This is a genomic window from Bradyrhizobium tropiciagri (assembly GCF_018130505.1).
Taxonomy (GTDB): domain Bacteria; phylum Pseudomonadota; class Alphaproteobacteria; order Rhizobiales; family Xanthobacteraceae; genus Bradyrhizobium; species Bradyrhizobium tropiciagri_B.
On the sequence record NZ_JAFCKH010000007.1, the window covers coordinates 140697 to 166483 of the forward strand.

26 protein-coding genes and 1 tRNA gene are annotated in these 25787 nt (G+C 64.3%); 20 read left to right on the forward strand and 7 right to left on the reverse strand.

Annotated features, from left to right (window positions below):
• Nucleotides 1-24 precede the first annotated feature (24 nt).
• Both pepT and JQ633_RS18940 read right to left on the reverse strand, forming a co-directional pair.
• Entirely contained in the window at nucleotides 25-1281 is a 1257-nt protein-coding gene (gene pepT / locus JQ633_RS18935; protein ID WP_211986571.1) for a peptidase T, read from the reverse strand.
• Nucleotides 1282-1441: 160 nt separating this feature from the next.
• Nucleotides 1442-1741 carry an HU family DNA-binding protein gene (locus JQ633_RS18940; RefSeq protein WP_211986572.1) on the reverse strand — a complete coding sequence of 100 codons (300 nt, stop codon included), beginning with the start codon at nucleotides 1739-1741 and terminating at the stop codon, nucleotides 1442-1444.
• A gap of 304 nt (nucleotides 1742-2045) precedes the next feature.
• Between JQ633_RS18940 and JQ633_RS18945 the strand changes: the two genes are divergently transcribed.
• Nucleotides 2046-2122: transfer RNA gene (locus JQ633_RS18945), tRNA-Asp, on the forward strand.
• Nucleotides 2123-2522: 400 nt separating this feature from the next.
• Nucleotides 2523-4946, forward strand: coding sequence for an FG-GAP repeat domain-containing protein (locus JQ633_RS18950; RefSeq protein ID WP_211986573.1), 2424 nt, complete (start codon nucleotides 2523-2525; stop codon nucleotides 4944-4946).
• A gap of 127 nt (nucleotides 4947-5073) precedes the next feature.
• Here the strand turns inward: JQ633_RS18950 and JQ633_RS18955 are convergent, their stop codons facing one another.
• From JQ633_RS18955 to JQ633_RS18975, 5 genes are all read right to left on the reverse strand, one after another.
• Nucleotides 5074-5961, reverse strand: a complete 888-nt coding sequence (locus JQ633_RS18955; protein WP_211986574.1) for a right-handed parallel beta-helix repeat-containing protein — start codon at nucleotides 5959-5961, stop codon at nucleotides 5074-5076.
• 178 nt (nucleotides 5962-6139) lie between these two features.
• A complete protein-coding gene (locus JQ633_RS18960; RefSeq protein ID WP_211986575.1) occupies nucleotides 6140-7483 on the reverse strand; it encodes a hypothetical protein in 1344 nt (447 codons plus the stop codon).
• A gap of 240 nt (nucleotides 7484-7723) precedes the next feature.
• Nucleotides 7724-7918, reverse strand: a complete 195-nt coding sequence (locus JQ633_RS18965) for a hypothetical protein (protein WP_211986576.1) — start codon at nucleotides 7916-7918, stop codon at nucleotides 7724-7726.
• A gap of 28 nt (nucleotides 7919-7946) precedes the next feature.
• Nucleotides 7947-8147: a hypothetical protein gene (locus tag JQ633_RS18970; protein ID WP_211986577.1), complete on the reverse strand. Its 201-nt coding sequence runs from the start codon at nucleotides 8145-8147 to the stop codon at nucleotides 7947-7949.
• Between the two features lie 177 nt (nucleotides 8148-8324).
• The gene (locus JQ633_RS18975; protein WP_211986578.1) at nucleotides 8325-8528 is read right to left on the reverse strand and encodes a hypothetical protein; all 204 of its coding nucleotides are present in this window, start codon (nucleotides 8526-8528) and stop codon (nucleotides 8325-8327) included.
• A gap of 200 nt (nucleotides 8529-8728) precedes the next feature.
• Between JQ633_RS18975 and JQ633_RS18980 the strand changes: the two genes are divergently transcribed.
• The 18 genes from JQ633_RS18980 to nuoN all read left to right on the forward strand — a co-directional run bounded on the left by JQ633_RS18980 (nucleotide 8729) and on the right by nuoN (nucleotide 25782).
• The gene (locus JQ633_RS18980) at nucleotides 8729-9742 is read left to right on the forward strand and encodes a TRAP transporter substrate-binding protein (RefSeq protein ID WP_249159497.1); all 1014 of its coding nucleotides are present in this window, start codon (nucleotides 8729-8731) and stop codon (nucleotides 9740-9742) included.
• 163 nt (nucleotides 9743-9905) lie between these two features.
• Nucleotides 9906-10421 carry a MarR family winged helix-turn-helix transcriptional regulator gene (locus JQ633_RS18985; protein ID WP_211986579.1) on the forward strand — a complete coding sequence of 172 codons (516 nt, stop codon included), beginning with the start codon at nucleotides 9906-9908 and terminating at the stop codon, nucleotides 10419-10421.
• Nucleotides 10422-10635: 214 nt separating this feature from the next.
• Nucleotides 10636-11001, forward strand: coding sequence for an NADH-quinone oxidoreductase subunit A (locus JQ633_RS18990; RefSeq protein ID WP_211986580.1), 366 nt, complete (start codon nucleotides 10636-10638; stop codon nucleotides 10999-11001).
• The gene (locus tag JQ633_RS18995) at nucleotides 10992-11573 is read left to right on the forward strand and encodes a NuoB/complex I 20 kDa subunit family protein (RefSeq protein WP_211986581.1); all 582 of its coding nucleotides are present in this window, start codon (nucleotides 10992-10994) and stop codon (nucleotides 11571-11573) included. The genes JQ633_RS18990 and JQ633_RS18995 overlap by 10 nt, the downstream gene beginning before the upstream one ends.
• A 12-nt stretch (nucleotides 11574-11585) precedes the next feature.
• On the forward strand, nucleotides 11586-12203 hold the full coding sequence (locus JQ633_RS19000) for an NADH-quinone oxidoreductase subunit C (RefSeq protein WP_211986582.1): 618 nt from the start codon (nucleotides 11586-11588) through the stop codon (nucleotides 12201-12203).
• The gene (locus JQ633_RS19005; RefSeq protein ID WP_211986583.1) at nucleotides 12200-13396 is read left to right on the forward strand and encodes an NADH-quinone oxidoreductase subunit D; all 1197 of its coding nucleotides are present in this window, start codon (nucleotides 12200-12202) and stop codon (nucleotides 13394-13396) included. Before JQ633_RS19000 ends, JQ633_RS19005 begins: the two co-directional genes overlap by 4 nt.
• Nucleotides 13397-13439: 43 nt before the next feature.
• The gene (gene nuoE / locus JQ633_RS19010; RefSeq protein WP_211986584.1) at nucleotides 13440-14051 is read left to right on the forward strand and encodes an NADH-quinone oxidoreductase subunit NuoE; all 612 of its coding nucleotides are present in this window, start codon (nucleotides 13440-13442) and stop codon (nucleotides 14049-14051) included.
• Nucleotides 14051-14260, forward strand: coding sequence for a hypothetical protein (locus JQ633_RS19015; protein WP_433995665.1), 210 nt, complete (start codon nucleotides 14051-14053; stop codon nucleotides 14258-14260). The genes nuoE and JQ633_RS19015 overlap by 1 nt, the downstream gene beginning before the upstream one ends.
• A gap of 19 nt (nucleotides 14261-14279) precedes the next feature.
• Complete coding sequence (gene nuoF / locus JQ633_RS19020) at nucleotides 14280-15605, forward strand: NADH-quinone oxidoreductase subunit NuoF (RefSeq protein ID WP_211986586.1); 1326 nt, start codon at nucleotides 14280-14282, stop codon at nucleotides 15603-15605.
• A 5-nt stretch (nucleotides 15606-15610) separates the two neighbouring features.
• Nucleotides 15611-16102, forward strand: a complete 492-nt coding sequence (locus JQ633_RS19025) for a hypothetical protein (protein ID WP_211986587.1) — start codon at nucleotides 15611-15613, stop codon at nucleotides 16100-16102.
• Between the two features lie 7 nt (nucleotides 16103-16109).
• The gene (nuoG, locus tag JQ633_RS19030) at nucleotides 16110-18185 is read left to right on the forward strand and encodes an NADH-quinone oxidoreductase subunit NuoG (RefSeq protein ID WP_211986588.1); all 2076 of its coding nucleotides are present in this window, start codon (nucleotides 16110-16112) and stop codon (nucleotides 18183-18185) included.
• Between the two features lie 10 nt (nucleotides 18186-18195).
• Nucleotides 18196-19266 (forward strand): NADH-quinone oxidoreductase subunit NuoH, encoded by a 1071-nt coding sequence (gene nuoH / locus JQ633_RS19035; protein ID WP_211986589.1) that lies wholly within the window; start codon nucleotides 18196-18198, stop codon nucleotides 19264-19266.
• Between the two features lie 7 nt (nucleotides 19267-19273).
• Nucleotides 19274-19768, forward strand: a complete 495-nt coding sequence (gene nuoI / locus JQ633_RS19040; RefSeq protein ID WP_066511816.1) for an NADH-quinone oxidoreductase subunit NuoI — start codon at nucleotides 19274-19276, stop codon at nucleotides 19766-19768.
• Between the two features lie 9 nt (nucleotides 19769-19777).
• Nucleotides 19778-20416 carry an NADH-quinone oxidoreductase subunit J gene (locus JQ633_RS19045; RefSeq protein ID WP_211986590.1) on the forward strand — a complete coding sequence of 213 codons (639 nt, stop codon included), beginning with the start codon at nucleotides 19778-19780 and terminating at the stop codon, nucleotides 20414-20416.
• Nucleotides 20413-20721, forward strand: a complete 309-nt coding sequence (gene nuoK / locus JQ633_RS19050) for an NADH-quinone oxidoreductase subunit NuoK (RefSeq protein ID WP_076857700.1) — start codon at nucleotides 20413-20415, stop codon at nucleotides 20719-20721. The genes JQ633_RS19045 and nuoK overlap by 4 nt, the downstream gene beginning before the upstream one ends.
• Before the next feature lie 7 nt (nucleotides 20722-20728).
• Nucleotides 20729-22822 carry an NADH-quinone oxidoreductase subunit L gene (gene nuoL, locus JQ633_RS19055; protein ID WP_211986591.1) on the forward strand — a complete coding sequence of 698 codons (2094 nt, stop codon included), beginning with the start codon at nucleotides 20729-20731 and terminating at the stop codon, nucleotides 22820-22822.
• 1 nt (nucleotide 22823) lies between these two features.
• Nucleotides 22824-24335: an NADH-quinone oxidoreductase subunit M gene (locus JQ633_RS19060; RefSeq protein ID WP_211986592.1), complete on the forward strand. Its 1512-nt coding sequence runs from the start codon at nucleotides 22824-22826 to the stop codon at nucleotides 24333-24335.
• A 10-nt stretch (nucleotides 24336-24345) separates the two neighbouring features.
• On the forward strand, nucleotides 24346-25782 hold the full coding sequence (gene nuoN, locus JQ633_RS19065) for an NADH-quinone oxidoreductase subunit NuoN (RefSeq protein ID WP_211986593.1): 1437 nt from the start codon (nucleotides 24346-24348) through the stop codon (nucleotides 25780-25782).
• Nucleotides 25783-25787 lie beyond the last annotated feature (5 nt).

A 25787-nucleotide genomic window follows, 5' to 3' on the forward strand; every position in this document is an offset into this window, starting at 1 on the left:
GTTGGCTCGCAATGACGGAGAGGGCTACGCCCGCTCTTCCCAGATCATCGCGAGATGCACGATGGTCTGCACCGCCTTCTCCATGTCCTGCCGACTGACCCATTCGAGCCGCGAATGGAAGGCGTGCTCGCCCGCGAAGATGTTGGGGCAGGGCAGCCCCATGAACGACAGCCGCGAGCCGTCGGTGCCGCCGCGGATCGAGGTCTTCACCGGCGATAGCCCGGCGCGCTTGATCGCCTCGATGGCGTTGGCGACCACTTCGGGATGGCGGTCGATCACCTCTTTCATGTTGCGGTACTGCTGCTTGACTTCCATCCGGTAGCTCGAGCGCGGATAGGCCTTCATGACGTCCTTCACGATCGCCTCGAGCAGCGCCTCCTTCTGCTTCAGGCCGGTCTCGGTGAAGTCGCGCACGATGAAGTCGATCCGCGCCTTCTCCAGCGCGCCGGAGATCGCGACCGGATGCAGAAAACCTTCCTTGCCCTCGGTGGTCTCCGGCGAGCAGGTGTCCTTCGGCAGGCGGTCGACGATCGCGGCCGCGATCTTGATCGCGTGCTCCATCTTGCCCTTCGCGAACCCCGGATGGGTCGCGACGCCCTCGATGACGATGCTGGCGCCGTCGGCGGAGAAGGTCTCGTCCTCGATATGGCCGGCGCTCTCGCCGTCCATGGTATAGCCGAAATCGGCCCCGAGCTTCTTGATGTCGACCTTGTCGACGCCGCGGCCGATCTCCTCGTCCGGCGTGAACAGGATCCTGATGGTGCCGTGCTTCACCTGCGGATTGCTGACGAGGAAATGCGCGGCATCCATGATCTCGGCGAGGCCTGCCTTGTTGTCGGCCCCTAACAGCGTGGTGCCGTCGGTGGTGATGATGTCGTTGCCGATCTGCGCGGCCAGCGCCTCATGCTCGGAGGCGCGGATCACCTGGGACGGATCGGCCGGCAGCACGATGTCGCCGCCGCGGTAGTTCTTCACGACCTGCGGCTTGACGTCCTTGCCGGTGCAGTCGGGCGAGGTGTCCATGTGCGAGCAGAAGCAGATCACCGGGACCTTTTTGTCGGTGTTGGCCGCGATCGTCGCGTAGACGTAGCCATGCGCATCGAGATGCGCGTCGGCGATCCCCATCGCCTGCAACTCGGCGACCAGCAGGCGGCCGAGGTTCTTCTGCTTCTCGGTGGAGGGACAGGTCGGCGAGTCCGGATCGGACTGGGTGTCGATCACGACATAGCGCAGGAAGCGCTCGGTGACGGTGTGCTTGAAGTTCAGGACCGGTGCCAGCATGAAGACCGCGCGGATAAGGGTACGGGAAGCGAAGCAGAGCTGTTCGCACGAAGTGCGCGCACAAACGAGAAACCTCAGGCTCTATAACAGAAAAGCGCCATCCCGGGGCCGCGTTCCAACCCGGAATGGCGCTTCGTTAACGAAGCGTGCGCAGCGTGGCTTACACCGCTTCCTTCAGCTCCTTGGCCGGGCGGAAGGCGACCTTCTTGCTGGCCTTGATCTGGATCTGCTCGCCGGTAGCGGGGTTGCGGCCCATCCGGGCGGCACGCTTGCGCACCTGGAGGATGCCGAGGCCGACGATGCGGATGCGCTCGCCCTTCTTCAGGTGCTTGGTGATCCGTGTGACCATGTCGGTCAGGATCGCCTCCGCCTGCTTCTTCGACATGTCCTGCTCCTCGGCGATCGCCGCCGCCAAATGCTTCAGCGTGATGGTCGCCGGGGTCGCTGCTTTCTTCGCCATGTTGGCCCTCCTCCTGAATGGCTGGAATTGCTGCTTGTGCGCGAATGGGCGGGGCCGTTCGCGTCCGTTCCGGCTGGTCCGGAAAGCCGCCGCGCCGGTCGGGGCAGCGTCCGGACACCGGGACGCATCAGGCGTATTTGATTCGGGGCTTTGCTGACTACGCGGTTTCCCCTGAAAACCGGCCACAATGGGCGGCCGGCGGCGCAAAACGCCCGTCTTGTGGGGACTTCCGCAACGTCCTTGACTAACGGGATGAGGGCCTTTATGCCCTCGGTCCTGCGCGGATCAGTCCTGATCGGCATCCGCGGGAGTAGCTCAGTTGGTTAGAGCGCCGCCCTGTCACGGCGGAGGCCGCGGGTTCGAGTCCCGTCTCTCGCGCCATCATTTCAATGGCTTAGCGCAAGTTCCCAAATCCCAGTCGTGATCCGAAGGCATGTACCTCGCCGAAACGCGGGATGCTGACCTCCTGTCGGATTCGCATCGCCGCTGGTGCTGCACCCATCGGGCCTGGGATGATGTGGGTGAGGCGAGTCCGAACTGCGGCGGCTCGGCCGCGACAATCGGGTGCAAGCTCACCCGTTGGGGTGATGACGGTCTGGCGCGGCTTGAATAGCAGTTTCGCAAGGCCGTTTGTTGCGTTGCCGCTGCACGCGCGATTTCGAAAGCACCGGCGCATGCACCACGCGGCGGCAGAGGCGCGGTCGGCGGATTCCAAGCCCGCGAACGATGCAAACGGGAACGTCCTGAAACGAGAGCGCCCTTCGAACTCGTGGAGATTGGGATGACGACGGTTTCTTACGGCATTGTGAACGTCAAGCCGGAATACGATGGCTCGATCAACTCGAGCATCTTCCTCGGCTCGGAGATGACGCCCGCGCTGACGACCTTCGACGACGGCTCCTTTGCGCTCGCATACGGCTACGAGCCCGCCGCCACCGAGGTCATCAAGAACGCCGTCTTCATCGATCGCTACAATCCCGACGGATCGCAGGCGATGGCCATCGGGGTTTACGGCGCAAGCGAGTTCAGCACGTCGAGCTACGCATTCTATCCGTCGATCGCGAACCTGCCGGGCACCAATCGCTATCTGGCGGTCTGGACGAGCTCGACCGGACTCAATGGCGGAACCATGTTCGGTATCTCCAAGCCGTTGGGGACGCCCGACGGCGTCGGCTACAACAAGATCTTCAGCCAGCAGGCCGTGCTGCCGGGCTCGACCATCTACGATTCAATCAGCCACCTCGCGATGCTGCCGAACAACAAGTTCGCCGTGCTGGTGAACAGCGGCAGCAGCACGGCCGGTGTCAGGATCTTTGCCTACGATGGCGCCTTCAATGTAAGTCCGGTCACGCAGTGGCAGCTCGGGGACGGCAGCGGTGGCCTCGGCGAGACCTCGGCAAATCTGGCGGTCCTGGACGGCGGCAACCTCGCCATCACCTATGTGCAATCCCAGGGCGGCGCCTATAGCGCCGTTGTGGAAATCGACACCGCGAGCGGCGCCAGGATTCTTGCGCCAACGACTTTGAATAGCCTGGGCAGCACGCGCAGCCCGGCCATCGTCGCGCTGAAAGACGGTGGGTTTGCGGTCGCCTATCTGCAATCCGGTGGCGGAGCCAGCAACGATCTTCGGCTGGCGTTCTACAGTTCAACCGGCGCGCTCCGTGGCAATCAACTGGTCGCGTCAGTGTCGGTGTTCACCGACACCGACCCGACATTTACCGTTCTCTCCAACGGTTTTGTCGATCTGACCTGGACCAGCGGCATCAACACGCCCGGGGTGAATTATTACAGCAACATATCGGCAGCGATGTTCGATCCGGCCACCATGACCAAGGTGGCCGCCGCCGATCTTGAAACCCAGGACGGAGCGCAGTTTGAGCCGGCGGTGACAGCGCTCCTCGGCGGGCAATTCGCGACCGCGTGGACCGATTGGAATACGGACGCTGCCGACGGCAATGTCGACACCCACGGATCGCATGTGTCGCTGCAGATCGATGCGCTGACGAGGACGTCGGTCGGGACCAGCGCCGGCGACACGCTCACCGGCGATTCATTGCGCGACGTATTCACGGGTGGCGGCGGAAACGATACGTTCGCCTTCGGCGCCGGTGGTTCGACCGACATCATCACGGACTTCGTGCACGGGCAGGACAGGATCTATCTCGCCAACTTCTTTTCGCTGCACAGCTTCACCGACGTGCTGAACCACATCTTCTCCGGCCCGACGGCGGTGCTCAGCCTGGGGCCCGATTCCCTCACGTTGACCAACGTCAACAAGACCAGCCTGACGGCGGATGATTTCATCCTGGCGCGGCAGAAGGCCGACTTCGACGGCAACAACCGGAGCGACGTCGTGCTGCTGGGCGACAACGGCGTAGCGACGGTTTGGGACAACGGCGCGCCGGCCAGCGCGCACCAGATCGCTCCCGCCGGCACGATCTCGGGCGGCTGGCACTTCGGCGGCACCGGCGACTTCGACGGCAACGGCCAGAGCGACATCCTGTGGGTCAACGACAGCACGGGCCAGGCGTCGATCTGGGACAACGGCCAGATCGGCGGGGCGCACATCATTGCTCCCGCCGGCACCATCGCGGGCGGCTGGCATTTCGCCGGCACCGGCGACTTCGACGGCAACAGCAGGACCGACATCCTGTGGGTCAACGACGGCACGGGCCAGGCATCGATCTGGGATAACGGCCAGATCGGCGGGGCGCACATCATTGCCCCTGCCGGAACCATCGCGGGCGGCTGGCACTTCGGCGGCACCGGCGATTTCGACGGCAACGGCAGGAGCGACATCGCCTGGGTCAACGACAACGGCAAGATATCGATCTGGGACAACGGCCAGATCGGCGGCGCTCACATCGTTGCCAACCTCGGCAGCGACATCAGCGGCTGGCATCTCGCCGGCACCGGCGATTTCGACGGCAACGGCAAGAGCGATCTTCTCTGGGTCAACGACAACGGCCGGGCCTCGATCTGGGACAATGGCGACGTCGCCAGGGCTCACACCATCGCTCCCGCCGGCACCATCGCGAACGGCTGGCAATTCGCCGGCACCGGCGACTACGACGGCAACGGTCACAGCGACATTCTCTGGCAAAACAGCAACGGGCAGGCGTCGATCTGGGACAATGGCAGCATTGCGAAGGCCCACATCATCGCCGCCGCCGGCAGCGTTCCCGCGGGTTGGGATATTGTCTAGTTCCGGATCGAAGCATCACAAACAGCAACTCGCCCCGGCAATGCGCCACTGCCGGGGCGAGTCTCGCTGAAGTGCTTCCGGGGCACCTCAGTTGACCCCGGGAGGAGTAGACCCGGGGCAAGGCCGGCTATTGCTGAGCAGCCGTATTGAATGCGCCGGTCGCGGCGTTACCGACCAGGCGATTGGTGCCGAAGCTCGTCGGCGTGCCGGCAAAGGCCGCCGTCGAATTGAAGTTGATGTCGGAATCCGACACGCGGATCCCGCCGCCGTTCAAGCCGGTCGCATTGCTGTTGACCGCGCTGCTGTTGATGGAAATCTGCGCGCCCGGATCGGCCGTGACTCCGATGGAGTTGCTGGAGAAGTCCGAACGCTTGACGGTGACGTTGTTGCCGTTGCCGACGGCGAGCCCGAACGCGTTGTTGTAGGAGCGCACATTGTCGAGGGTCGCGTTGTTGGTCGCCGCTCCTGCGATCGAGATTCCGGAGCCGGTGTTGTGGGTGATGATGGTGTCCTTGATCAGTAATTTGCCGCCGGCATTGGTGCGCTGATCGAGAATGCCCTGCTGGCCGAACTGCGTGACGACACAGTTTTCGATCGAGACCGACCCGGCCGAGATGATCTTGATGCCGGCAATGCCGGCATTTGCCGAAGGACCGATGCCTTGGAACTGGATGTTCCGGAGCACCACCCGGTCGGAAATGCCGGCCTGGATGACGATGCCGTTGGTGCCGGCGACGAGCACGGAGCCGATCGTCTCACTGCAATTGATGGTGATCGCCTTGGTGATGGTCAGCGCGCCGTAACCTGCGGGATCGAGGCAATTGATCTCGCCTTGCAGGGCGGTCTTGGAGATCGCGCCGGCAAACGTCTTGCAAGGCGCGGTGCGGCTGCACGGGTTGGCGTCGTCACCGACACCGGAGACCCAGGTTCGGGTCGCTTGGGCATGAGCGGGGGCTGATGCGAGCGCGGGTAGAAGCAGGCCAATGGCCAATGTCAGCACGTGTAAACGCCGCATAATTCAAAATCTCCCTTGAGAATGGACACCTGTATCCGAAACCTTCCTTTCAGCTCGAAATGTCGCACTGCAAGATTGGACTGCGGGCGCAATCAGCTGAACGGAAAGGCTTCGGGAAATCCGCCGGAGTGAAAAGTGTGGCCGGCAGCGCGAATGCTGCAGGAAGTTGCAAATTGATTCAACTGGAAACGTGCGGTGCAACCAACCGTGGCTTTACGGACGCGGCGAGACCGACAAGCTCGGCCGGCTGAGCCGTCCGCACCGGGCTGCGAGAAAATTCCGCTCGCCATTCGGGCGTCAGCCACCACAGCAGGAACAGCAGCCCTAGTCCGTTCGACAGCAGTGCGGTGGTCAGCGGCACGTTCATGATCGCCTGGACGGCGATGCCCGACGACACCGCGACGAACTGCGGCGACAGATGTCGCGAGGCCATCGACCCGGCCGACAGGATCACGCCGCATACGAACGCCGAGATCGGAGCGAGCAAAAGGCCGACCGACGCGATGCCTTCGGTGGCGAGGAAGGAGGCGTTGAAATTGCCGTCGCGATAGACCGCCGCGAGCGTCGGTCCGAGTTCGCCATAGCCGCAGCCGTTGAGGTGCCGCAGGATCGACACCTGGCAGAAATGGGTGAGCTCGCGGCGGGCGAAGAAGTCGGCATAGTGATCGAGCGCCAGCGACGGAACCGCGATGAAGCGCAGGTTGATGGCGCTGAACAGAACGTCGTCCTTGTCGGCGGCAAGGACGAAGAAGGCGGCGAGGCCGATCATCATCGGGATGAGAAACGCCAGCACCGTCGCAAGCCGCGGATTGAATTGCCCGAACAGCCAGAACAGGAACGGCAGCCAGATCGGTAGCAGGAGGATCGTCTTGTTGTTGACGACCGGATAGAAGCACAGCGCAAGCAGCAGCACGCAGGCTGCCGCGGTCCAGCGATGGCGCGTCGCGAAGTGCGCGAACAGATAGGGCAGCAGCGCGCCGATGATGATGCCGGTGAGATAGTTGAGCGGCGACGGCCGCGTCACGGCATTGCGCGCCGGCCCGTAGGGATCGCCAAGGCTGGTGCCGTAGGAGACGTCGGCGATCAGCACCGCGAACGATACCGCCAGCAGGACGAGCACGATGCGGTTCAAGGCCGCTTCCGACAATTCCGGCCGCCAGATACGGAAGTCCCGCACCATGAGCGGGACGATCGCCGCCGCCAGCGCAGCGATCATGGCCCAGCGCGCGAACGCATGCGGATAGTCGAAGCCGCTGAAGAAGCTGAGCCAGACGAAGCCGAAAACCGCCGACAGCAGCGCGAAGGAAACGAGATAGCCGAAGCTGAAGCGTCCGGCGACGAACGCCGGCACGAACACCACCATGACGGCCGTGCCGAGAACGGCTTGCGCGGTGATGCCGTCGGAGCGCCAGACGTGCATCGCCGGGAAGACGTAGCCGCAGGCGATCAGGGATGCGATGCTCATGACGAAGAACGCGAGAATGGATCCCCCGATCGCCAGGTCTTCGCGCGTCAATCTCATCGGCCGGTTCGATCCTCGAAAGCTGTGTGTGCAGACAGCCAGCAAACCCCGGACGAGGCAAGTTAAGCTGAGTCTCGGTTGTTGTTTTTATGTTTCTCAATGTACGGCCGAGAAATGCACAATTCTCGGTGAGGGGACTTGATAAACCGGCGACTCGCTAACGTGGCGCCCGGCATGCATGGCCACCGATTCGGGCCGGCGTCGATGTTTGATGGGCAGCGCTGGGGCCGAACCGGCCGATCAGGCAAAGAAGGCGGCGATCGCGGCGAGGTCGGATTGGCGGGGTGCATCGCCGCGCAGGCTGGCGTCGATGGCGCGACGGCATGCGTCGACCGTCGGAGCGTCGTTCAGTTCGTTGGCGGCATCGAGGATCGACCAGATCGTGTCGATCGGGACGTTGTCGCTGAGCTGGGCGGCGGTCTGGTCGGACGGCATCGATGGCGCCAAGGCTAAACTCAAAGGGCTAGAACTCGAACACGTCTCGGCTGCGCTCAGCCAGCATGTGCAGATCTGCCATAGTGCCGCGCACGGCATTGCAGCGGCTGCATTCGATGATGGTGTCGTCGGACGCATGCGCCGGATCGGTCGCCTTGATCGAGAGGCTGCCGCAATCGGTGCAGATGATCTTGAACCCGGTTGAAATCGTTTGCTGCTCTAAAATCATTTTGGCCTGAGCCCCTGTTGACGCCGACCTTACGGAAGAATTTTTAAAACTGGGGTCGCGGAGTGGGTCGCAATCGAGCGACCGGATTAGGAGGCAGTTAAGGTTGGGCCTGAGGTTCGACCGAACAAAAAAGCCGCCCAGGGGCGGCCTTTTTGTCTGGCCGAAGCCTGGAAACTCTTAGCGGACGGTCGAGGTCCCCGACGAGGTGATCGCGACCGGTTTACCGGCCTTGATGACCTGGGTGGACTGGGCGGTCTGACTGAAGTCCGCATTGTTGCGGGCGGAAATGCCGAGCGCTGCAACCGCGATGCCTGCAATGAGCGCGACGACCACAATCTTGAGATGGGTCGAACGATCAGCTGAGTGGATCGAGTGGTTCATGGTCGCCTCCGGGCGTCTATGCGCCGTCTGTTGGACGGATTCGTAAGCCCCATCTGTTTCCGGATCGTTTCGTGGGTTCCCCGAAATGGTTTCATCCGTCCGGCGGTTTGGTTTCGCCGCGGCTTGCGCGGCGCCGCCTCAAAGCCGAAAATGAAGCCGGGCGCGGGGATGCGCCCGGGAGAAAAACAATAATGAAAACAATGAACATGACCCGCAGGGGCCTGCTTGGGGCCGGTTCCGGGGCGGTCGCGGCCGCGATGCTTGGTAAACCTGCTCTTGCCGCCGCCGAGTTCGATTTCAAGCTCGGCGTCAACACCCCGGAAACCCATCCGCTAACGATCCGCCTGGCCGAGGCCGCCAAGGCGGTCGGCGCGCAGTCGGCCGGCCGGGTCAACATCACGGTGTTCGCCAACAGCCAGCTTGGCGGCGACCCGGAAATGCTGTCGCAGGTTCGCGCCGGCGGCATCGAGCTGCTGGCGGCGCCGAGCATGACGTTATCGACGCTGGTGCCGCTGTCGGGCCTGCCCAGCATCGGCTTCGCCTTCCAGTCCTACGACCAGGTCTGGGCGGCGATGGACGGCGGCGTCGGCGACCTCGTGCGCGAGGCGATCGCCAGGACCGGCGTGGTGCCGTTGAAGAAGGTCTGGGACAACGGCTTCCGCCAGATCACCTCGTCGTCGAGCCGGCAGCTCAACAGCGTCGACGATCTCAGGGGATTCAAGATCCGCGTGCCGGTGACGGCGCTGCTGACCTCGCTGTTCTCCGGGCTCGGCGCGCTGCCGTCGAGCATCTCCTACAGCGAGCTCTATTCGGCACTGCAGACCCACATCGTCGAGGGCCAGGAGAACCCGCTGGCGCAGGTCTCGACCGGCAAGCTCTACGAGGTGCAGAAATACTGCGCGCTGTCGAACCATTGCTGGAGCGGCTACTGGATCCTCGGCAACCGCCGCGTCATGGCGAGCCTGCCGCCGGACCTGCTCGAGATCATCAACACCGCCTTCGACGCCGCGGCGGTGAAGGAGCGGGCCGACCTCGTCGAGATGGACCGCTCCCTGCAGGCCGAGCTGACGGAGAAGGGCATGACCTTCAACAAGCCCGACCCCGTGCAGTTCAGGGCCGCGCTGGTGAAGGCCGGCTTCTACACGCAATGGCAAAAGACCTACGGCGCGGAGCCCTGGGCGGCGTTGGAGAAGTATACCGGCAAGCTGACCTGATCGATCCGGAGGATCAGGTCCTCGCCGAGTGCGGACTTTCCTGGGGATATCGGTGGCGTCACCGACGAGGCCGATCGGGTGCCGGCGGCGCAGCGTGAGATCGATGACAGCGTCAACGATCTCCTGGCTCGGCAGCGGGCCTCTTCGTTGGCAGAGGTTGGCGATGACCGAGAAGCTGAAGACCGCCAAGGCCTTGCCGCCGGCACTTGCCGTCGACGCCGAGCAGGCGCCGATCACCGCCATGCTGTCATCGCAGTTGATGGTGCTGGCCAATCTGCTCAAGCGCGGCGCCATCCTGCGCTACAAGCGGCTCGCGGGGCTGTCCTCCGTCGAGTTCGGCCTGGTGGCCTCGCTCGGGCGGCGGCCACCGATGAGCGTGGTGCGGTTGGCGGAGGCGGTCGGCATGGACAAGGGCCAGATCAGCCGGGCGCTCGCCGAACTCGTCGCGCGCAAGCTGGTCGCCAAGGCGCCCAACCCGCACGACAACAGGGAGACGCTGGTGTCCCTGACCAAGGCCGGGCTGGCCGTCCATGACGCGATCGTTGCCGGCGCGCAGGAGCGCAACCGGCGCCTGCTGGAACAGCTCGATCCACAGGATCTTGAGGCGCTGCTTGGACATATCGACCGCCTGACCGCAACAGCCGCAGAAATGCTCGCGGCCGAGAAAGAGCTGGGCTGATATGGCAGTGGTGCAGGGCACCGGAGGCCTTCCACGGCGTTGCCCCGAGGAGCAAGCGCATCCGCCCGGTGGCGCCGAGAGCCCGCGGAGACGACGGTAAAAGCGTCAAAATAGCTTGTCTTGCGCCCCCTGTTGCGCTGCGCTAAAGCCTCAAGAACAATTCCAATCAACGAATCTGCGGCATGTCCGAAACCGCAGCAAGAAGGCCTCGCCGATGACCGGCATCCTGCAGAATTATCTCCCACTTGTGGTCTTTATCGGGGTCGCCGGCCTGATCGGTCTGGCGCTCCTCGTCGCCCCGTTCCTGGTCGCGTTCCAGCAGCCGGATCCAGAAAAGCTGTCCGCCTATGAATGCGGATTCAACGCTTTTGACGACGCCCGCATGAAGTTCGACGTCCGCTTCTACCTGGTGGCGATCCTCTTCATCATCTTCGACCTCGAAGTCGCGTTCCTGTTCCCCTGGGCGGTCGCGTTCGGAAAGCTCGGCGTAACGGGGTTCTGGTCGATGATGGTTTTCCTGGCCGTGCTGACGGTCGGGTTTGCGTATGAATGGAAGAAAGGCGCGCTCGAATGGGATTGAGCCCCACAGCCCAACCTGCGATCGCGCAGGCTCCGAAGGGCATCCTTGATCCGTCGACCGGCAAGCCGGTCGGCGCCAATGATCCGTTTTTCCTCGAGGTCAATCACGAGCTGTCCGACAAGGGCTTCTTCGTTGCCGCGGCCGACGATCTCATCACCTGGGCCCGCACCGGCTCGCTGATGTGGATGACCTTCGGTCTCGCCTGCTGCGCGGTCGAGATGATGCAGGTCTCGATGCCGCGCTACGACGTCGAGCGCTTCGGCTTCGCGCCGCGCGCCTCGCCGCGGCAGTCCGACGTGATGATCGTCGCGGGCACGCTGACCAACAAGATGGCGCCGGCGCTGCGCAAGGTCTACGACCAGATGCCCGAGCCGCGCTACGTCATCTCGATGGGCTCCTGCGCCAATGGCGGCGGCTACTATCACTATTCCTACTCGGTGGTGCGCGGCTGCGACCGCATCGTGCCCATCGACATCTACGTGCCGGGCTGCCCGCCCACGGCGGAAGCGCTGCTCTACGGCGTGCTGCTGCTGCAGAAGAAGATCCGCCGGATCGGCACCATCGAACGCTAAGGTTTTTACGTCATGGACGACGGCAAGCTCGACGCCCTTGGGCAGACGATCGTGAGCGCGCTTTCGGGCGCGGCCACCACGCACTCGGTCGCGTTCAACCAGCTCACTATCGATGTCGAGATTGGCAGAATCGTGGACGTCGTTACGTTTTTGCGTGACGATCCGAACTGCCGTTTCGTCAATATCACCGACGTCACCGCGGTCGACTATCCCTCCCGCGAGAAGCGCTTCGACGTGATCTACCATCTGCTGTCGCCGACGCTAAACACGCGCATCCGCGTGCGCGGCCAGGCCGACGAGACCACGCAGGTGCCCTCGATCATCAGCGTTTTCCCGGGCGCCGACTGGTTCGAGCGCGAGACCTACGATCTCTACGGCGTGATCTTCACCGGCCATCCCGACATGCGGCGGCTGCTGACCGATTACGGCTTCGACGGCCATCCGCTGCGCAAGGATTTTCCGCTCACCGGTTTCGTCGAGGTTCGCTATGACGACCAGGAGAAGCGGGTGCTGTACGAGCCCGTGAGGCTCAACCAGGAATTCCGCAAGTTCGATTTCCTCTCGCCCTGGGAAGGCGCGGACTATCCGCTGCCCGGCGACGAGAAGGCCAAGGCGGAGCCGAAGCCATGAATGAACAGCCGCAAAACCTTCGCAACTTCACCATCAACTTCGGTCCGCAGCATCCGGCGGCGCACGGCGTGTTGCGTCTCGTGCTGGAGCTCGACGGCGAGGTCGTCGAACGCGTCGATCCGCACATCGGCCTGCTTCACCGCGGCACCGAGAAGCTGATCGAGCACAAGACCTATCTGCAGGCGATTCCGTATTTCGACCGGCTCGACTACGTCGCGCCGATGAACCAGGAGCATGCGTTCTGCCTCGCGGCCGAGAAGCTGCTCGGCATCACGGTGCCGCGCCGCGGCCAGCTGATCCGCGTGCTCTATTGCGAGATCGGCCGTATCCTCTCGCACCTCCTCAACGTCACGACACAGGCGATGGACGTCGGCGCGCTGACCCCGCCGCTGTGGGGCTTCGAAGAGCGCGAGAAGCTGATGGTGTTCTACGAGCGTGCCTCGGGTTCGCGCATGCACGCGGCGTTCTTCCGCGTCGGCGGCGTGCACCAGGACCTGCCGCCGAAGCTGATCGACGACATCGATGCGTGGTGCGATCCGTTCCTCAAGGTGGTCGACGACCTCGACACGCTGCTGACCGGCAACCGCATTTTCAAGCAGCGCAACGTCGACATCGGCGTGGTGCCGCTGAAGGAAGCCTGGGAGTGGGGCTTCTCCGGCGTGATGGTGCGCGGCTCCGGCGCCGCCTGGGACCTGCGCAAGTCGCAGCCTTATGAGTGCTACGCCGAAATGGATTTCGACGTGCCGATCGGCAAGAACGGCGACTGCTACGACCGCTATCTGATCCGCATGGAAGAGATGCGCCAGTCGGTGCGCATCATGAAGCAGTGCATCCAGAAGCTCAAAGCGGCCGACGGGCAGGGCCCGGTGGTGGTCGAAGACAACAAGATCGCGCCGCCGCGCCGTGGCGAGATGAAGCGCTCGATGGAAGCGCTGATCCACCACTTCAAGCTCTACACCGAAGGCGTCCACGTGCCGGCCGGCGAGGTCTATGCCGCGGTCGAGGCGCCGAAGGGCGAGTTCGGCGTCTATCTCGTCGCCGACGGCACCAACAAGCCCTACAAGTGCAAGATCCGCGCGCCGGGCTTCGCCCATCTGCAGGCGATGGATCACATCTGCAAGGGCCATCTCCTGGCCGACGTTTCCGCCATCCTTGGCTCGCTGGACATCGTGTTCGGCGAGGTCGACCGGTGATGATGCCCGCATCCGCACCGCGCGCTAATTGAGAGTTTGATCGATGTCCGTCCGCCGCCTTGCCCCGAAGGAATTGCAGCCCGCGAGCTTCACGTTCAGCGACGAGAATCTCGCCTGGGCCAAGAAGGAGATGGCGAAATATCCGGAAGGTCGTCAGGCCTCGGCCGCGATCGCGATCCTGTGGCGCGTGCAGGAGCAGCATGAGGGCTGGGTGTCGGAAGCCGCGATCCGCGCCGTCGCCGACCTGCTCGATATGCCGCACATCCGCATGCTGGAGATCGCGACCTTCTACACCATGTTCCAGCTCTCGCCGGTCGGCAAGAAGGCGCATGTCCAGGTCTGCGGCACCACGCCGTGCCGGCTCCGCGGCGCCGGCGACCTGATCGAGGTGTGCCAGCATCGCATCCATCACGATCCCTTCCAGCTGTCGAAGGACGGCAACTTCTCCTGGGAAGAGGTCGAGTGCCTGGGCGCCTGCGTGAACGCGCCGATGGTGCTGATCTGGAAGGACACCTATGAGGACCTGACCAAGGAAACCTTCGGCAAGGTGCTCGACGGTTTCGCCGCCGGCAATCCGCCGAAGCCGGGCCCGCAGGTCGACCGTCAGTTCTCCGCCCCCGCGGGCGGCCCGACCACGCTGAAGGAAACCACCTGATGCGCGGTCACGTGCTGGCAAACGGAACGGGGAGGGAGGCTGCGATGAATGCCTGGCGCACGATCGCCCTGCACACGTCCGTTGCCGCCGGCTTCATGTTCCTGCTGCAGCGCTACGGGCTGAGCGCCTCGCTGGAATCAAGTCTGTTGTGGGCGATCGTGTTCGGCGGCTGCGCTGCCGGGCTCGCTTACTCCCAAGCCAAACGGTGATGTTCGGAAAGTTTTGAGCATGCTCGACGACAAGGACCGCATCTTCAAGAACCTCTACGGCCTGCACGATTGGGGCCTCGAGGGCGCGCGCCGCCGAGGCGCCTGGGATGGCACCAAGGGGATCATCGACAAGGGCCGCGACTGGATCATCAACGAGATGAAGGCGTCGGGCTTGCGCGGCCGCGGCGGCGCCGGCTTCCCGACCGGCATGAAGTGGTCCTTCATGCCCAAGGAGTCCAAGGACGGCCGTCCGAGCTATCTCGTCGTCAATGCGGACGAGTCGGAGCCGGGCACCTGCAAGGACCGCGAGATCATGCGGCACGATCCGCATCTGCTGATCGAGGGCTGCCTGCTCGCCAGCTTCGCGATGAATGCGAATGCCTGCTACATCTATGTCCGCGGCGAGTTCATCCGCGAGCGCGAGCATTTGCAGGCGGCGATCGACCAGGCCTATGACGCCAGGCTGGTCGGCAAGGACAATATCAACGGCTGGCCGTTCGACATCTATGTCGCCCACGGCGCCGGCGCCTATATCTGCGGCGAGGAGACCGCGCTGCTCGAGAGCCTCGAGGGCAAGAAGGGCCAGCCGCGCCTGAAGCCGCCGTTCCCGGCCAATGTCGGCCTCTATGGCTGCCCGACCACCGTCAACAACGTCGAATCGATCGCGGTTGCGCCCGACATCCTGCGCCGTGGTGCGGCATGGTTCGCCGCGATCGGCCGGCCGAACAATGTCGGCACGAAGCTGTTCTGCATTTCCGGCCATGTCGAGCGGCCCTGCAACGTCGAAGAGGCGATGGGGATTCCGTTCCGCGAGCTGATCGAGAAGCATTGCGGCGGCATCCGCGGCGGCTGGGACAATCTGAAGGCCGTGATCCCCGGCGGCTCGTCAGTGCGCATGGTGCCGGCCGAGCAGATCATCGACACGCCGATGGATTTCGACTCGCTCAGCAAGCTGCGCTCCGGCCTCGGCACCGCGGCCGTGATCGTGATGGACAAGTCGACCGACCTGATCCGCGCCATCGCCCGCATCTCCTATTTCTACAAGCACGAGAGCTGCGGCCAGTGCACGCCGTGCCGCGAGGGCACCGGCTGGATGTGGCGCGTCCTGACCCGCATGGCCGACGGCCGCGCCCACAAGCGCGAGATCGACATGCTGCTGGAGGTGACCAAGCAGGTCGAGGGCCACACCATCTGTGCGCTCGGCGACGCCGCGGCTTGGCCGATCCAGGGCCTGATCGCGCATTTCCGTCACGAGATTGAAGAGCGCATCGACCAGTATTCGCACAAGGCCGACCTCGACGATCAAGGCGTGCGCGATCCCGTGCACATGGTGGCGGCGGAGTAACGACGGTGACGACGCAACAGGCCGCATGGTGGCAGAGATACGGAACGCTGGCGCAGGTGGCGCACGCGACCGTGGCGCTGCTCGGCTTTTGCGCCGTCCTGCTGCAGATCAACGAGATCCGTTCGTCGAACCGCGCCTCCGCGGCGCGCACGGCGTATCTGGGCTACACCGATCTCGCGTTCAAGAACCCGAGATTCGCGCAGCCCGATTACGAGGCGATCAAGGCCGGCAGCCGCGAAGAGCGGTCGCAATATGACAGCTTCGTCTCGTATTTCCTCTATGCCTGCGAGGAGACCTTTGCCGCGTTCGCCGACAAGGCCGAATGGCAGGCATCCTGCGACTACGACCTGAAGCCGCATTTGCCGTTCCTCTGCGAGAAGAATCAGGCGCAGCCCGCGTATCTCGGGACCTACGGCGCCGAGACCCAGCAATGGGTCAAAACCTCACTGAAAGCCGCTGGCGTCGCACCGCCCGACTGCAAGCTCGGAAAGACTTGAGACAGACATGAGCAAGATCATTGTCGATGGCAAAGAGATCGATGTGCCGCCGGAGTACACGCTGCTGCAGGCGTGCGAAGCGGCCGGCGCCGAGATTCCGCGCTTCTGCTACCACGAGCGGCTGTCGATCGCCGGCAATTGCCGGATGTGCCTCGTCGAGGTGAAGGGCGGCCCGAAGCCGGTGGCGAGCTGCGCCTGGGCCGTGCGCGACTGCCGTCCGGGCCCGAAGGGCGAGCCGCCGGAAATCTCGACCCGTTCGCCGATGGTCAAGAAGGCGCGCGAAGGCGTGATGGAGTTCCTGCTGATCAACCATCCGCTGGACTGCCCGATCTGCGACCAGGGCGGCGAGTGCGACCTGCAGGACCAGGCGATGGGCTACGGCGTCGACACCAGCCGCTTCGCCGAGAACAAGCGCGCGGTCGAGGACAAGTATCTCGGCGCGCTGGTCAAGACCTCGATGAACCGCTGCATCCAGTGCACGCGCTGCGTCCGCTTCTCCGCCGAAGTCTGCGGCGCGCCGGAAATGGGCGCGACCGGCCGCGGCGAGGACATGGAGATCACGACCTACCTGGAGTCCGCGCTGAGCTCGGAGCTGCAGGGCAACCTCGTCGACATCTGCCCGGTCGGCGCGCTGACCTCCAAGCCCTATGCCTTCGCGGCGCGCCCGTGGGAGCTCGGCAAGACGCAGTCGGTCGACGTGATGGACGGCGTCGGATCGGCGATCCGCGTCGATACCCGCGGCCGCGAGGTGATGCGCATCCTGCCGCGCATCAACGAAGCCGTGAACGAGGAGTGGATTTCCGACAAGACCCGGCACGTCGTCGACGGCCTGCGCACGCAGCGCCTCGACCGGCCCTATGTGCGCCAGAACGGCCAGCTCCGGCCGGCGTCGTGGCAGGAAGCTTTTGCCGCGATCGCGGCCAAGACCGGCCGCATCGACGGCAAGCGGATCGGCGCCATCGCCGGCGATCTCGCCGCGGTCGAGGAGATGTACGCGCTGAAGGAGCTGCTCGCGAAGTTCGGCTCGGTCAATGTTGCCGTGCAGGGCGGCGACGCCTTCGACGCCAAGGCGGGCCGCGGCTCCTACATCTTCAATCCGACCATTGCCGGCATCGACCAGGCCGATGCGCTGCTGATCATCGGCTCGCATCCGCGCAAGGAAGCGGCGGTGCTGAACGCGCGGATCCGCAAGCGCTGGCGCAATGGCGGGCTCAAGGTAGGCCTGATCGGCAGCACGGCCGAGTTCACCTATCCGCATGAATATCTCGGCGCCGGCTCCGACACGCTCGCCGATCTCGCCGCCGGCAAGCACTCCTTCGCCGACGTGCTGAAGAACGCCAAGAACCCGATCATCCTGGTCGGCGCCGGTGCCTACACCCGTCCCGACGGCGCGGCGGTGCTGGCGCAGGCCGCCAAGCTCGCGCTCGACGTCGGCGCGCTCAAGGACGGCTGGAACGGCTTTGCCGTGCTGCAGGACACCGCCTCGCGCGCCGGCGCGCTCGACATCGGCTTCTCGCCGGTGGCGGGCGGGCTGACCACGGCGCAGATGACGACGGCGGGCACGCTCGACGTGCTGTTCCTGCTCGGCGCCGACGAGGTCACCGCGCCGGACGGCACCTTCGTGGTCTATATCGGCACCCATGGCGACCGCGGCGCGCATCGCGCCGACGTGATCCTGCCGGGCGCCGCCTATACCGAGAAGTCCGGCATCTACGTCAACACCGAGGGCAGGGCGCAGATCGCCAACCGCGCCGCGTTCCCGCCCGGCGAAGCCCGCGAGGACTGGGCGATCCTGCGCGCGCTGTCCGACGTGCTCGGCAAGAAGCTGCCGTTCGACTCGCTGCAGGCGCTGCGCCAGGCGCTGTTCAAGGCAGTGCCGCATCTGATGCGGCTCGACCAGATCGAGGCCGGCAAGGCCGACGACGTCAAGGCGCTGGCCGGCAAGGGCGGCAACGTCGACAAGGCGGCGTTCAAGCCGACCGTCGAGGACTTCTATTTGACCAACCCGATTGCGCGGGCCTCTGCCGTGATGGCGGAGTGCTCGCGGCTGGCATCGGACCGAATGCTGACGGCAGCGGAGTGAGCGTGACCTGATGGCTGATTTCTTCGCAAGCTCGTTCTGGACCGGCTTCCTCTGGCCGCTGATCGTCATGGTCGCGGAGAGCGTGCTGCTGCTGGTCGTGCTCCTGATCGCGATCGCCTACATCCTGCTCGCCGACCGCAAGATCTGGGCGGCGGTGCAGATCCGTCGCGGCCCCAACGTGGTCGGCCCGTTCGGCCTGCTGCAGTCCTTCGCCGACCTGTTGAAGTTCGTGCTGAAGGAGCCGGTGATTCCTGATGGCTCCAACAAGGGCGTGTTCCTGCTGGCGCCGCTGGTCTCCTGCGTGCTGGCGCTGGCCGCCTGGGCCGTGATCCCGATGGATTGGGGCTGGGTGATCTCCGACATCAATGTCGGCATCCTCTACATCTTCGCGATCTCGTCGCTGTCGATCTACGGCGTGATCATGGCCGGCTGGTCGTCGAACTCGAAGTATCCGTTCCTCGCCGCGCTGCGCTCGGCGGCGCAGATGGTGTCCTACGAGGTCTCGATCGGCTTCGTCATCATCACCGTGCTGCTCTGCGCCGGCTCGCTGAACCTGTCGCATGTGGTGGATGCGCAGAACACCCGCGGGCTCGCGCACCTGATCGGGCTGCCGCAGCTCACGATCCTGAACTGGTACGTGTGGCCGCTGTTCCCGATGTTCGTGGTGTTCTACGTCTCGGCGCTGGCTGAGACCAACCGTCCGCCGTTCGACCTCGTCGAAGCCGAATCCGAGCTGGTCGCCGGCTTCATGACCGAATACGGCTCGACGCCGTACCTGTTGTTCATGCTCGGCGAGTATGTCGCGATCACCACGATGTGCGCGCTGGCGACGATCCTGTTCCTCGGCGGCTGGCTGCCGCCGGTCAATCTGCCGCCGTTCACCTGGATCCCGGGCATCGTCTGGTTCGCCCTCAAGGTGTTCTTCATGTTCTTCATGTTCGCGATGGCGAAGGCGATCGTGCCGCGCTACCGCTACGATCAACTGATGCGGCTCGGCTGGAAGGTGTTCCTGCCGCTGTCGCTGGCAATGGTGGTGATCGTGGCCGGCGTGCTGCAGTTCGCCGGCATCGCGCCGAAGTGAGGCCGTCATGAGTGTCAACGTCAACGCAACTGCCCGCTCGCTTCTGCTCTCGGAATTCGTCTCGGCGTTCTTCCTCGCCATGCGCTATTTCTTCAAGCCGAAGCCGACACTGAACTATCCCTTCGAGAAGGGCCCGATCTCGCCGCGTTTCCGCGGCGAGCACGCGCTGCGCCGCTATCCGAACGGCGAGGAACGCTGCATCGCCTGCAAGCTGTGCGAGGCGATCTGCCCGGCGCAGGCGATCACGATCGAGGCCGGTCCGCGCCGCAACGACGGCACCCGCCGCACGGTCCGTTACGACATCGACATGGTGAAGTGCATCTATTGCGGCCTGTGCCAGGAGGCCTGCCCGGTGGATGCCATCGTCGAGGGCCCGAATTTCGAATTCGCGACCGAGACCCGCGAGGAGCTCTTCTATGACAAGGCCAAGCTGCTCGCCAATGGCGACCGCTGGGAGCGCGAGATCGCGAAGTCGATCGCGCTCGACGCGCCGTACCGGTGAGGTGAGGGCATGATCCTTCCGGCGCTGTTCTTCTACCTGTTCGCCACCATCTGCGTGGCCTCGGCGGTCATGGTGATTGTCTCGCGCAATCCCGTGCACTCCGTGCTGTATCTGATCCTGGCCTTCGTCAACGCCTCCGGCCTGTTCATCCTGATGGGCGCCGAGTTCCTCGGCATGATGCTGATCGTGGTCTATGTCGGCGCGGTCGCGGTGCTGTTCCTGTTCGTGATCATGATGCTCGACGTCGATTTCGTCGAGCTGCGCGAGGGCTTCATCCAGTACCTGCCGATCGGCATCGTGATCGGCGGCATCTTCATGTTCGAGCTGTTGATGGTTGTCGGTGCCTGGGTGATCAACCCGTCGGTCACCAAGACCATCACGGCGGCGATCCCGACCAACGTCAGCAACACCGAGGCGCTCGGCCTCGTGCTCTATACGAAGTACATCCATTACTTCCAGCTTGCCGGCATGGTGCTGCTGGTCGCGATGATCGGCGCCATCGTGCTGACGCTGCGCCACAAGGCCAACGTCAAGCGGCAGAACATCAACGTGCAGAACGCGCGCACGCCCGAGATGGCGATGGCGCTGCGCAAGGTGGCGTCGGGGCAGGGCCTGCAGGATGCCGATGCGGCGGAGTGGGTGAAATGACGATCGGGCTCGGGCACTATCTCGCGGTTGCCGCGATCCTGTTCACGCTCGGGATCCTCGGCATCTTCCTCAACCGCAAGAACATCATCATCATCCTGATGTCGATCGAGCTGATCCTGCTGTCGGTCAACATCAACCTGGTGGCGTTCTCGACCTTCCTCGGCGACATCGTCGGCCAGGTGTTCGCGCTCCTGGTCCTGACGGTGGCGGCGGCCGAGGCCGCGATCGGTCTTGCCGTGCTGGTGGTGTATTTCCGCAACCGCGGTTCGATCGCGGTTGAAGACGTCAATCTGATGAAGGGCTAGCGCGCCGATGTACCAGGCAATCGTATTCCTGCCGCTGCTGGGCGCCATCCTTGCGGGGATCATCTCGCTGGCCGGCGCGCACGCGCGCAACCCGAGCGGCGACACCGTCGATCATCACGACGATGCGCATGGCGACGCCCATGCCCATGCCGCGGCGGCCCATGACGATCACGGGCATGACGATCACGGACATGACGACCATGGCCACGACGACCACCACGTCGCCGAGCCGCCGGCCGCGGGTTCGCGCGCTGCCGAGCTGATCACCACCGGGCTGCTGTTCGTCTCGGCGGCGCTGTCGTGGTTCGCCCTGGCCGATGTCGGCTTCATGCATCATGACGCGCGCGTCGTGCTGCTGCCCTGGATCAATTCGGGTGACCTGCAAGTGGCGTGGTCGCTGCGGATCGACACCCTGACCGCGGTGATGCTGGTCGTGGTCAACACGGTGTCGGCGCTCGTCCACCTCTATTCCATCGGCTACATGGACGAGGATCCGAACCGGCCGCGGTTTTTCGGCTATCTCTCGCTGTTTACCTTCGCGATGCTGATGTTGGTGACCGCGGACAATCTGGTCCAGATGTTCTTCGGCTGGGAAGGCGTCGGCCTTGCGAGCTATCTCCTGATCGGCTTCTGGTACCAGAAGCCCTCGGCGTACGCGGCGGCGATCAAGGCCTTCATCGTCAACCGGGTCGGCGATTTCGGGTTCCTGATCGGCATCTTCTCGGTCTTCATGCTGATCGGCTCGGTCGACTTCGAGACGATCTTCCATGCCGCGCCGGGCCTGACGGGCAAGACCATCAACTTCTTCGGCTGGCATGCCGACGCGCTGACGCTGGCCTGCATCTTCCTGTTCATGGGCGCGATGGGCAAGTCGGCGCAGTTCCTGCTGCACACCTGGTTGCCGGACGCGATGGAGGGCCCGACCCCGGTGTCGGCCCTGATCCACGCCGCGACCATGGTCACCGCCGGCGTCTTCATGGTGGCGCGGCTGTCGCCGCTGTTCGAACTGGCACCGACCGCCCAGGCGGTGGTGATGTTCTTCGGCGCCACCACGGCGTTCTTCGCGGCCACCATCGGCCTCGTGCAGAACGACATCAAGCGGATCGTCGCCTATTCGACCTGTTCTCAGCTCGGCTACATGTTCGTGGCGATGGGGGCAGGCGCCTATTCGGTCGGCATGTTCCATCTGTTCACGCACGCCTTCTTCAAGGCGCTGCTGTTCCTGGGCTCCGGCTCGGTGATCTACGCGATGCACCACGAGCAGGACATCCGCAACATGGGCGGCCTGTGGCGCAAGATCCCGTACACGTTCGCGGTGATGTGCGTCGGCACGCTGGCGCTGACCGGCTTCCCGCTGTTCGCCGGCTACTTCTCCAAGGATGCGATCATCGAGTCGGCCTATGCCGCGCACAACCCGTTCGCGACCTACGCCTACATCCTGACGATCGCCGCCGCCGGCCTGACCTCGTTCTATTCCTGGCGTCTGATCTTCAAGACGTTCTTCGGCGAGCCGCACGACCAGAAGCACTACGAGGCGGCGCATGAGAGCCCGATGTGGATGCTGGTGCCGATCGGCGTGCTCGCCGCCGGCTCGATCCTCGCCGGCCTGCCGTTCAAGGAGGTTTTCGCGAGCCCGCACGGCGTCGAGGAGTTCTTCCGCGACTCCGTCAAGATGAACCCGCATATCCTCGAGAACATGGAGCACATGCCGGGTTGGCTTGTGCCGCTACCTACCGTGATGATGGCGCTCGGCCTGTTCGTCTCGTACCTGTTCTACATCCGCAGGCCGTATCTGCCGGTCGAACTCGCGAACCAGCAGCCGATGCTGTACCAGTTCCTGCTCAACAAATGGTACTTCGACGAGCTGTACGATCTGATCTTCGTGCGCCCCGCGAAGTGGATCGGCTACCAGCTCTGGAAGAAGGGCGACGGCTTCGTCATCGACGGCTTCGGGCCCGACGGCGTCTCCGCCCGCGTGCTCGACGTCACCCGTAACGTCGTCAAACTGCAGACCGGCTACCTCTATCACTACGCGTTCGCGATGCTGATCGGGGCCGCCGGATTGATCACCTGGTTCATGTTCGGCTTGGGAGGCCAGTAAGATGACTTGGCCTATCCTTTCGGTCACGACCTTCCTGCCGGCGGTCGGCGCGATCCTGGTCTATCTGCTCGCAAGGGGCGGGGACGAGAGCGCCAACCGCACCGCGCGCTGGATCGCGCTGTGGACCACGTTGATCACCTTCGTGATCTCGCTGATCCTGGTCGCGCGGTTCGACCCGGCCTCGACCGACTTCCAGTTCGTCGAGAAGGCGTCCTGGCTCGCCACCGGCATCACCTACCACATGGGCGTCGACGGCATCTCGCTGCCGCTGATCATCCTGACCACCGCGATCATGCCGCTCTGCATCATCGCGAGCTGGAAGGCCATCACGACCCGGGTCGGCGAATACATGATGGCGTTCCTGATCCTGGAAACGCTGATGGTCGGCACCTTCTCGGCGCTCGACCTCGTGCTGTTCTATCTGTTCTTCGAGGGCGGCCTGATCCCGATGTTCCTGATCATCGGCGTCTGGGGCGGCCCGCGCCGGGTCTATGCCTCGTTCAAGTTCTTCCTCTACACCTTCCTCGGCTCGGTCCTGATGCTGCTCGCCATCATGGCGCTGTACTGGAACGCCGGCACCACCGACATCCCGACCCTGATGCACACCGCGGTGCCGCGTTCGCTGCAGACCTGGGCTTGGCTCGCCTTCTTCGCCTCGTTCGCGGTGAAGATGCCGATGTGGCCGGTGCACACCTGGCTGCCGGACGCGCACGTCGAAGCGCCGACGGCGGGCTCGGTGATCCTGGCCGCGATCCTGCTGAAGATGGGCGGCTACGGCTTCCTGCGCTTCTCGCTGCCGATGTTCCCGCTGGCCTCGCATGACTTCGCGCCGTTCGTGTTCACGCTCTCCGTCATCGCCATCATCTACACCTCGCTGGTGGCGCTGATGCAGGAGGACATGAAGAAGCTGATCGCGTACTCCTCGGTCGCGCATATGGGCTTCGTCACCATGGGTATCTTCGCGGTGACGACCCAGGGCGTTGCCGGCGGCATGTTCCAGATGATCTCGCACGGCATCGTCTCCGGCGCGCTGTTCCTCTGCGTCGGCGTGGTCTACGACCGCATGCACACCCGTGAGATCGCGGCCTATGGCGGCCTCGTCAACCGGATGCCGCTCTACGCGCTGACCTTCATGGTGTTCACCATGGCCAATGTCGGTCTGCCCGGCACCAGCGGCTTCGTCGGTGAGTTCATGTCACTGCTCGGCACCTTCAAGGTGTCGCTGCCGACCGCGTTCTTCGCCACCACGGGCGTGATCCTGTCGGCCGGCTACGCGCTGTGGCTCTACCGCAAGATCGTGTTCGGTGCGCTGGTCAAGCCGTCGCTGATGTCGATGAAGGACCTGACCTTCCGCGAATGCGTCACGCTGTTCCCGCTGATCGCGCTGACCATCCTGTTCGGCGTCTATCCGAAGCCGGTGCTCGACATGTCGGCCGCCTCGGTGCAGCAGCTCGTCAATAATTACAATACCGCCGTGACTGCCGTGAAGGCAGCCGCGCTGGTTACGCAGTAAGGCCTCCGCCATGAGCTTTTCCAGTGCAGGTTATCAGTTGCAGCCGGTGCTGCCGGAGCTGGTGCTCGCGGTCGGCGCCATGGTGCTGTTGATGATCGGAGCCTATCGCGGGCAGGGGACCACGCGGCTGGTCACGGCGCTGTCGGTGTGCCTCTTGATCCTGACCGGGGTGCTCGAGCTGTGGCTGCCGGCCGGCAAGCTCGTCACCTTCGGCGGCAGCTTCATCGTCGACGACTTCGCCCGCTTCCTGAAGATCCTGGCGTTGATCGGCTCCGGCGCGACGCTGATCCTGGCGACGGAATTCCTGTCGCAGCCTTCGAACCGCAACTTCGAGTTCTCGATTCTGGTGCTGCTGTCGACGCTCGGCATGATGGTGCTGATCTCGGCCGGCGACCTGATCTCGCTCTATCTCGGCCTCGAGCTGATGAGCCTTGCGCTGTACGTCGTCGCCGCGAGCCAGCGCGACAACGCCAAGTCGAGCGAGGCCGGCCTGAAGTATTTCGTGCTCGGCGCGCTGTCGTCCGGCATGCTGCTGTACGGCGCCTCGCTGATCTACGGCTTCACCGGCACGGTGAGCTTCGCCGGTATTGCGGCGGCCGCGACCAAGGGCAGCATCGGCATCGTGTTCGGCCTGGTGTTCCTGCTCGCCGGCCTCTGCTTCAAGGTCTCGGCGGTGCCGTTCCACATGTGGACGCCCGACGTCTACGAGGGCGCGCCGACCCCGGTGACGGCGTTTTTCGCCTCGGCGCCGAAGGTCGCGGCGCTCGCCGTGTTCACCCGCGCGACGCTGACCGCGTTCCCCGGCATCGTCACCGAGTGGCAGCAGATCCTGGTTTTCGTCTCGATCGCCTCGATGGCGCTGGGCTCGTTCGCGGCGATCGGCCAGACCAACATCAAGCGGCTGATGGCCTATTCCTCGATCGGCCATATGGGCTTTGCCCTGGTCGGGCTGGCCGCCGGCACCGTCGAGGGCGCCCAGGGCGTGCTGATGTACATCGCGATCTACGTCGCGATGACGCTCGGCACCTTCGCCATCATCCTTGCCATGAAGCGCAACGGCCAGGCTGTGGAGCAGATCAGCGATTTCGCCGGCCTGTCCCGCACCAACCCTCTGCTGGCTTTCGTCTTCGCGATGCTGCTGTTCTCGCTGGCCGGCGTGCCGCCGCTGGCCGGTTTCTTCGGCAAGTGGTACGTGTTCGTCGCTGCGATCAAGGCCAATCTGTTCACGCTCGCGGTGATCGGCGTGCTGACCAGCGTGGTGGGCGCGTTCTACTATCTGTCGATCGTCAAGGTGATGTATTTCGACCAGCCGCTCGCCAAGCTCGACCCGATGCGGATCGAGCTGCGCACCGTGCTGGCGGTTGCCGGCATCTTCAACATCTTCTTCTTCGCCTATCCGGGGCCGCTGGTGAGCGTCGCCACCGCGGCGGCGAAGTCGCTTTTCTGAACCCG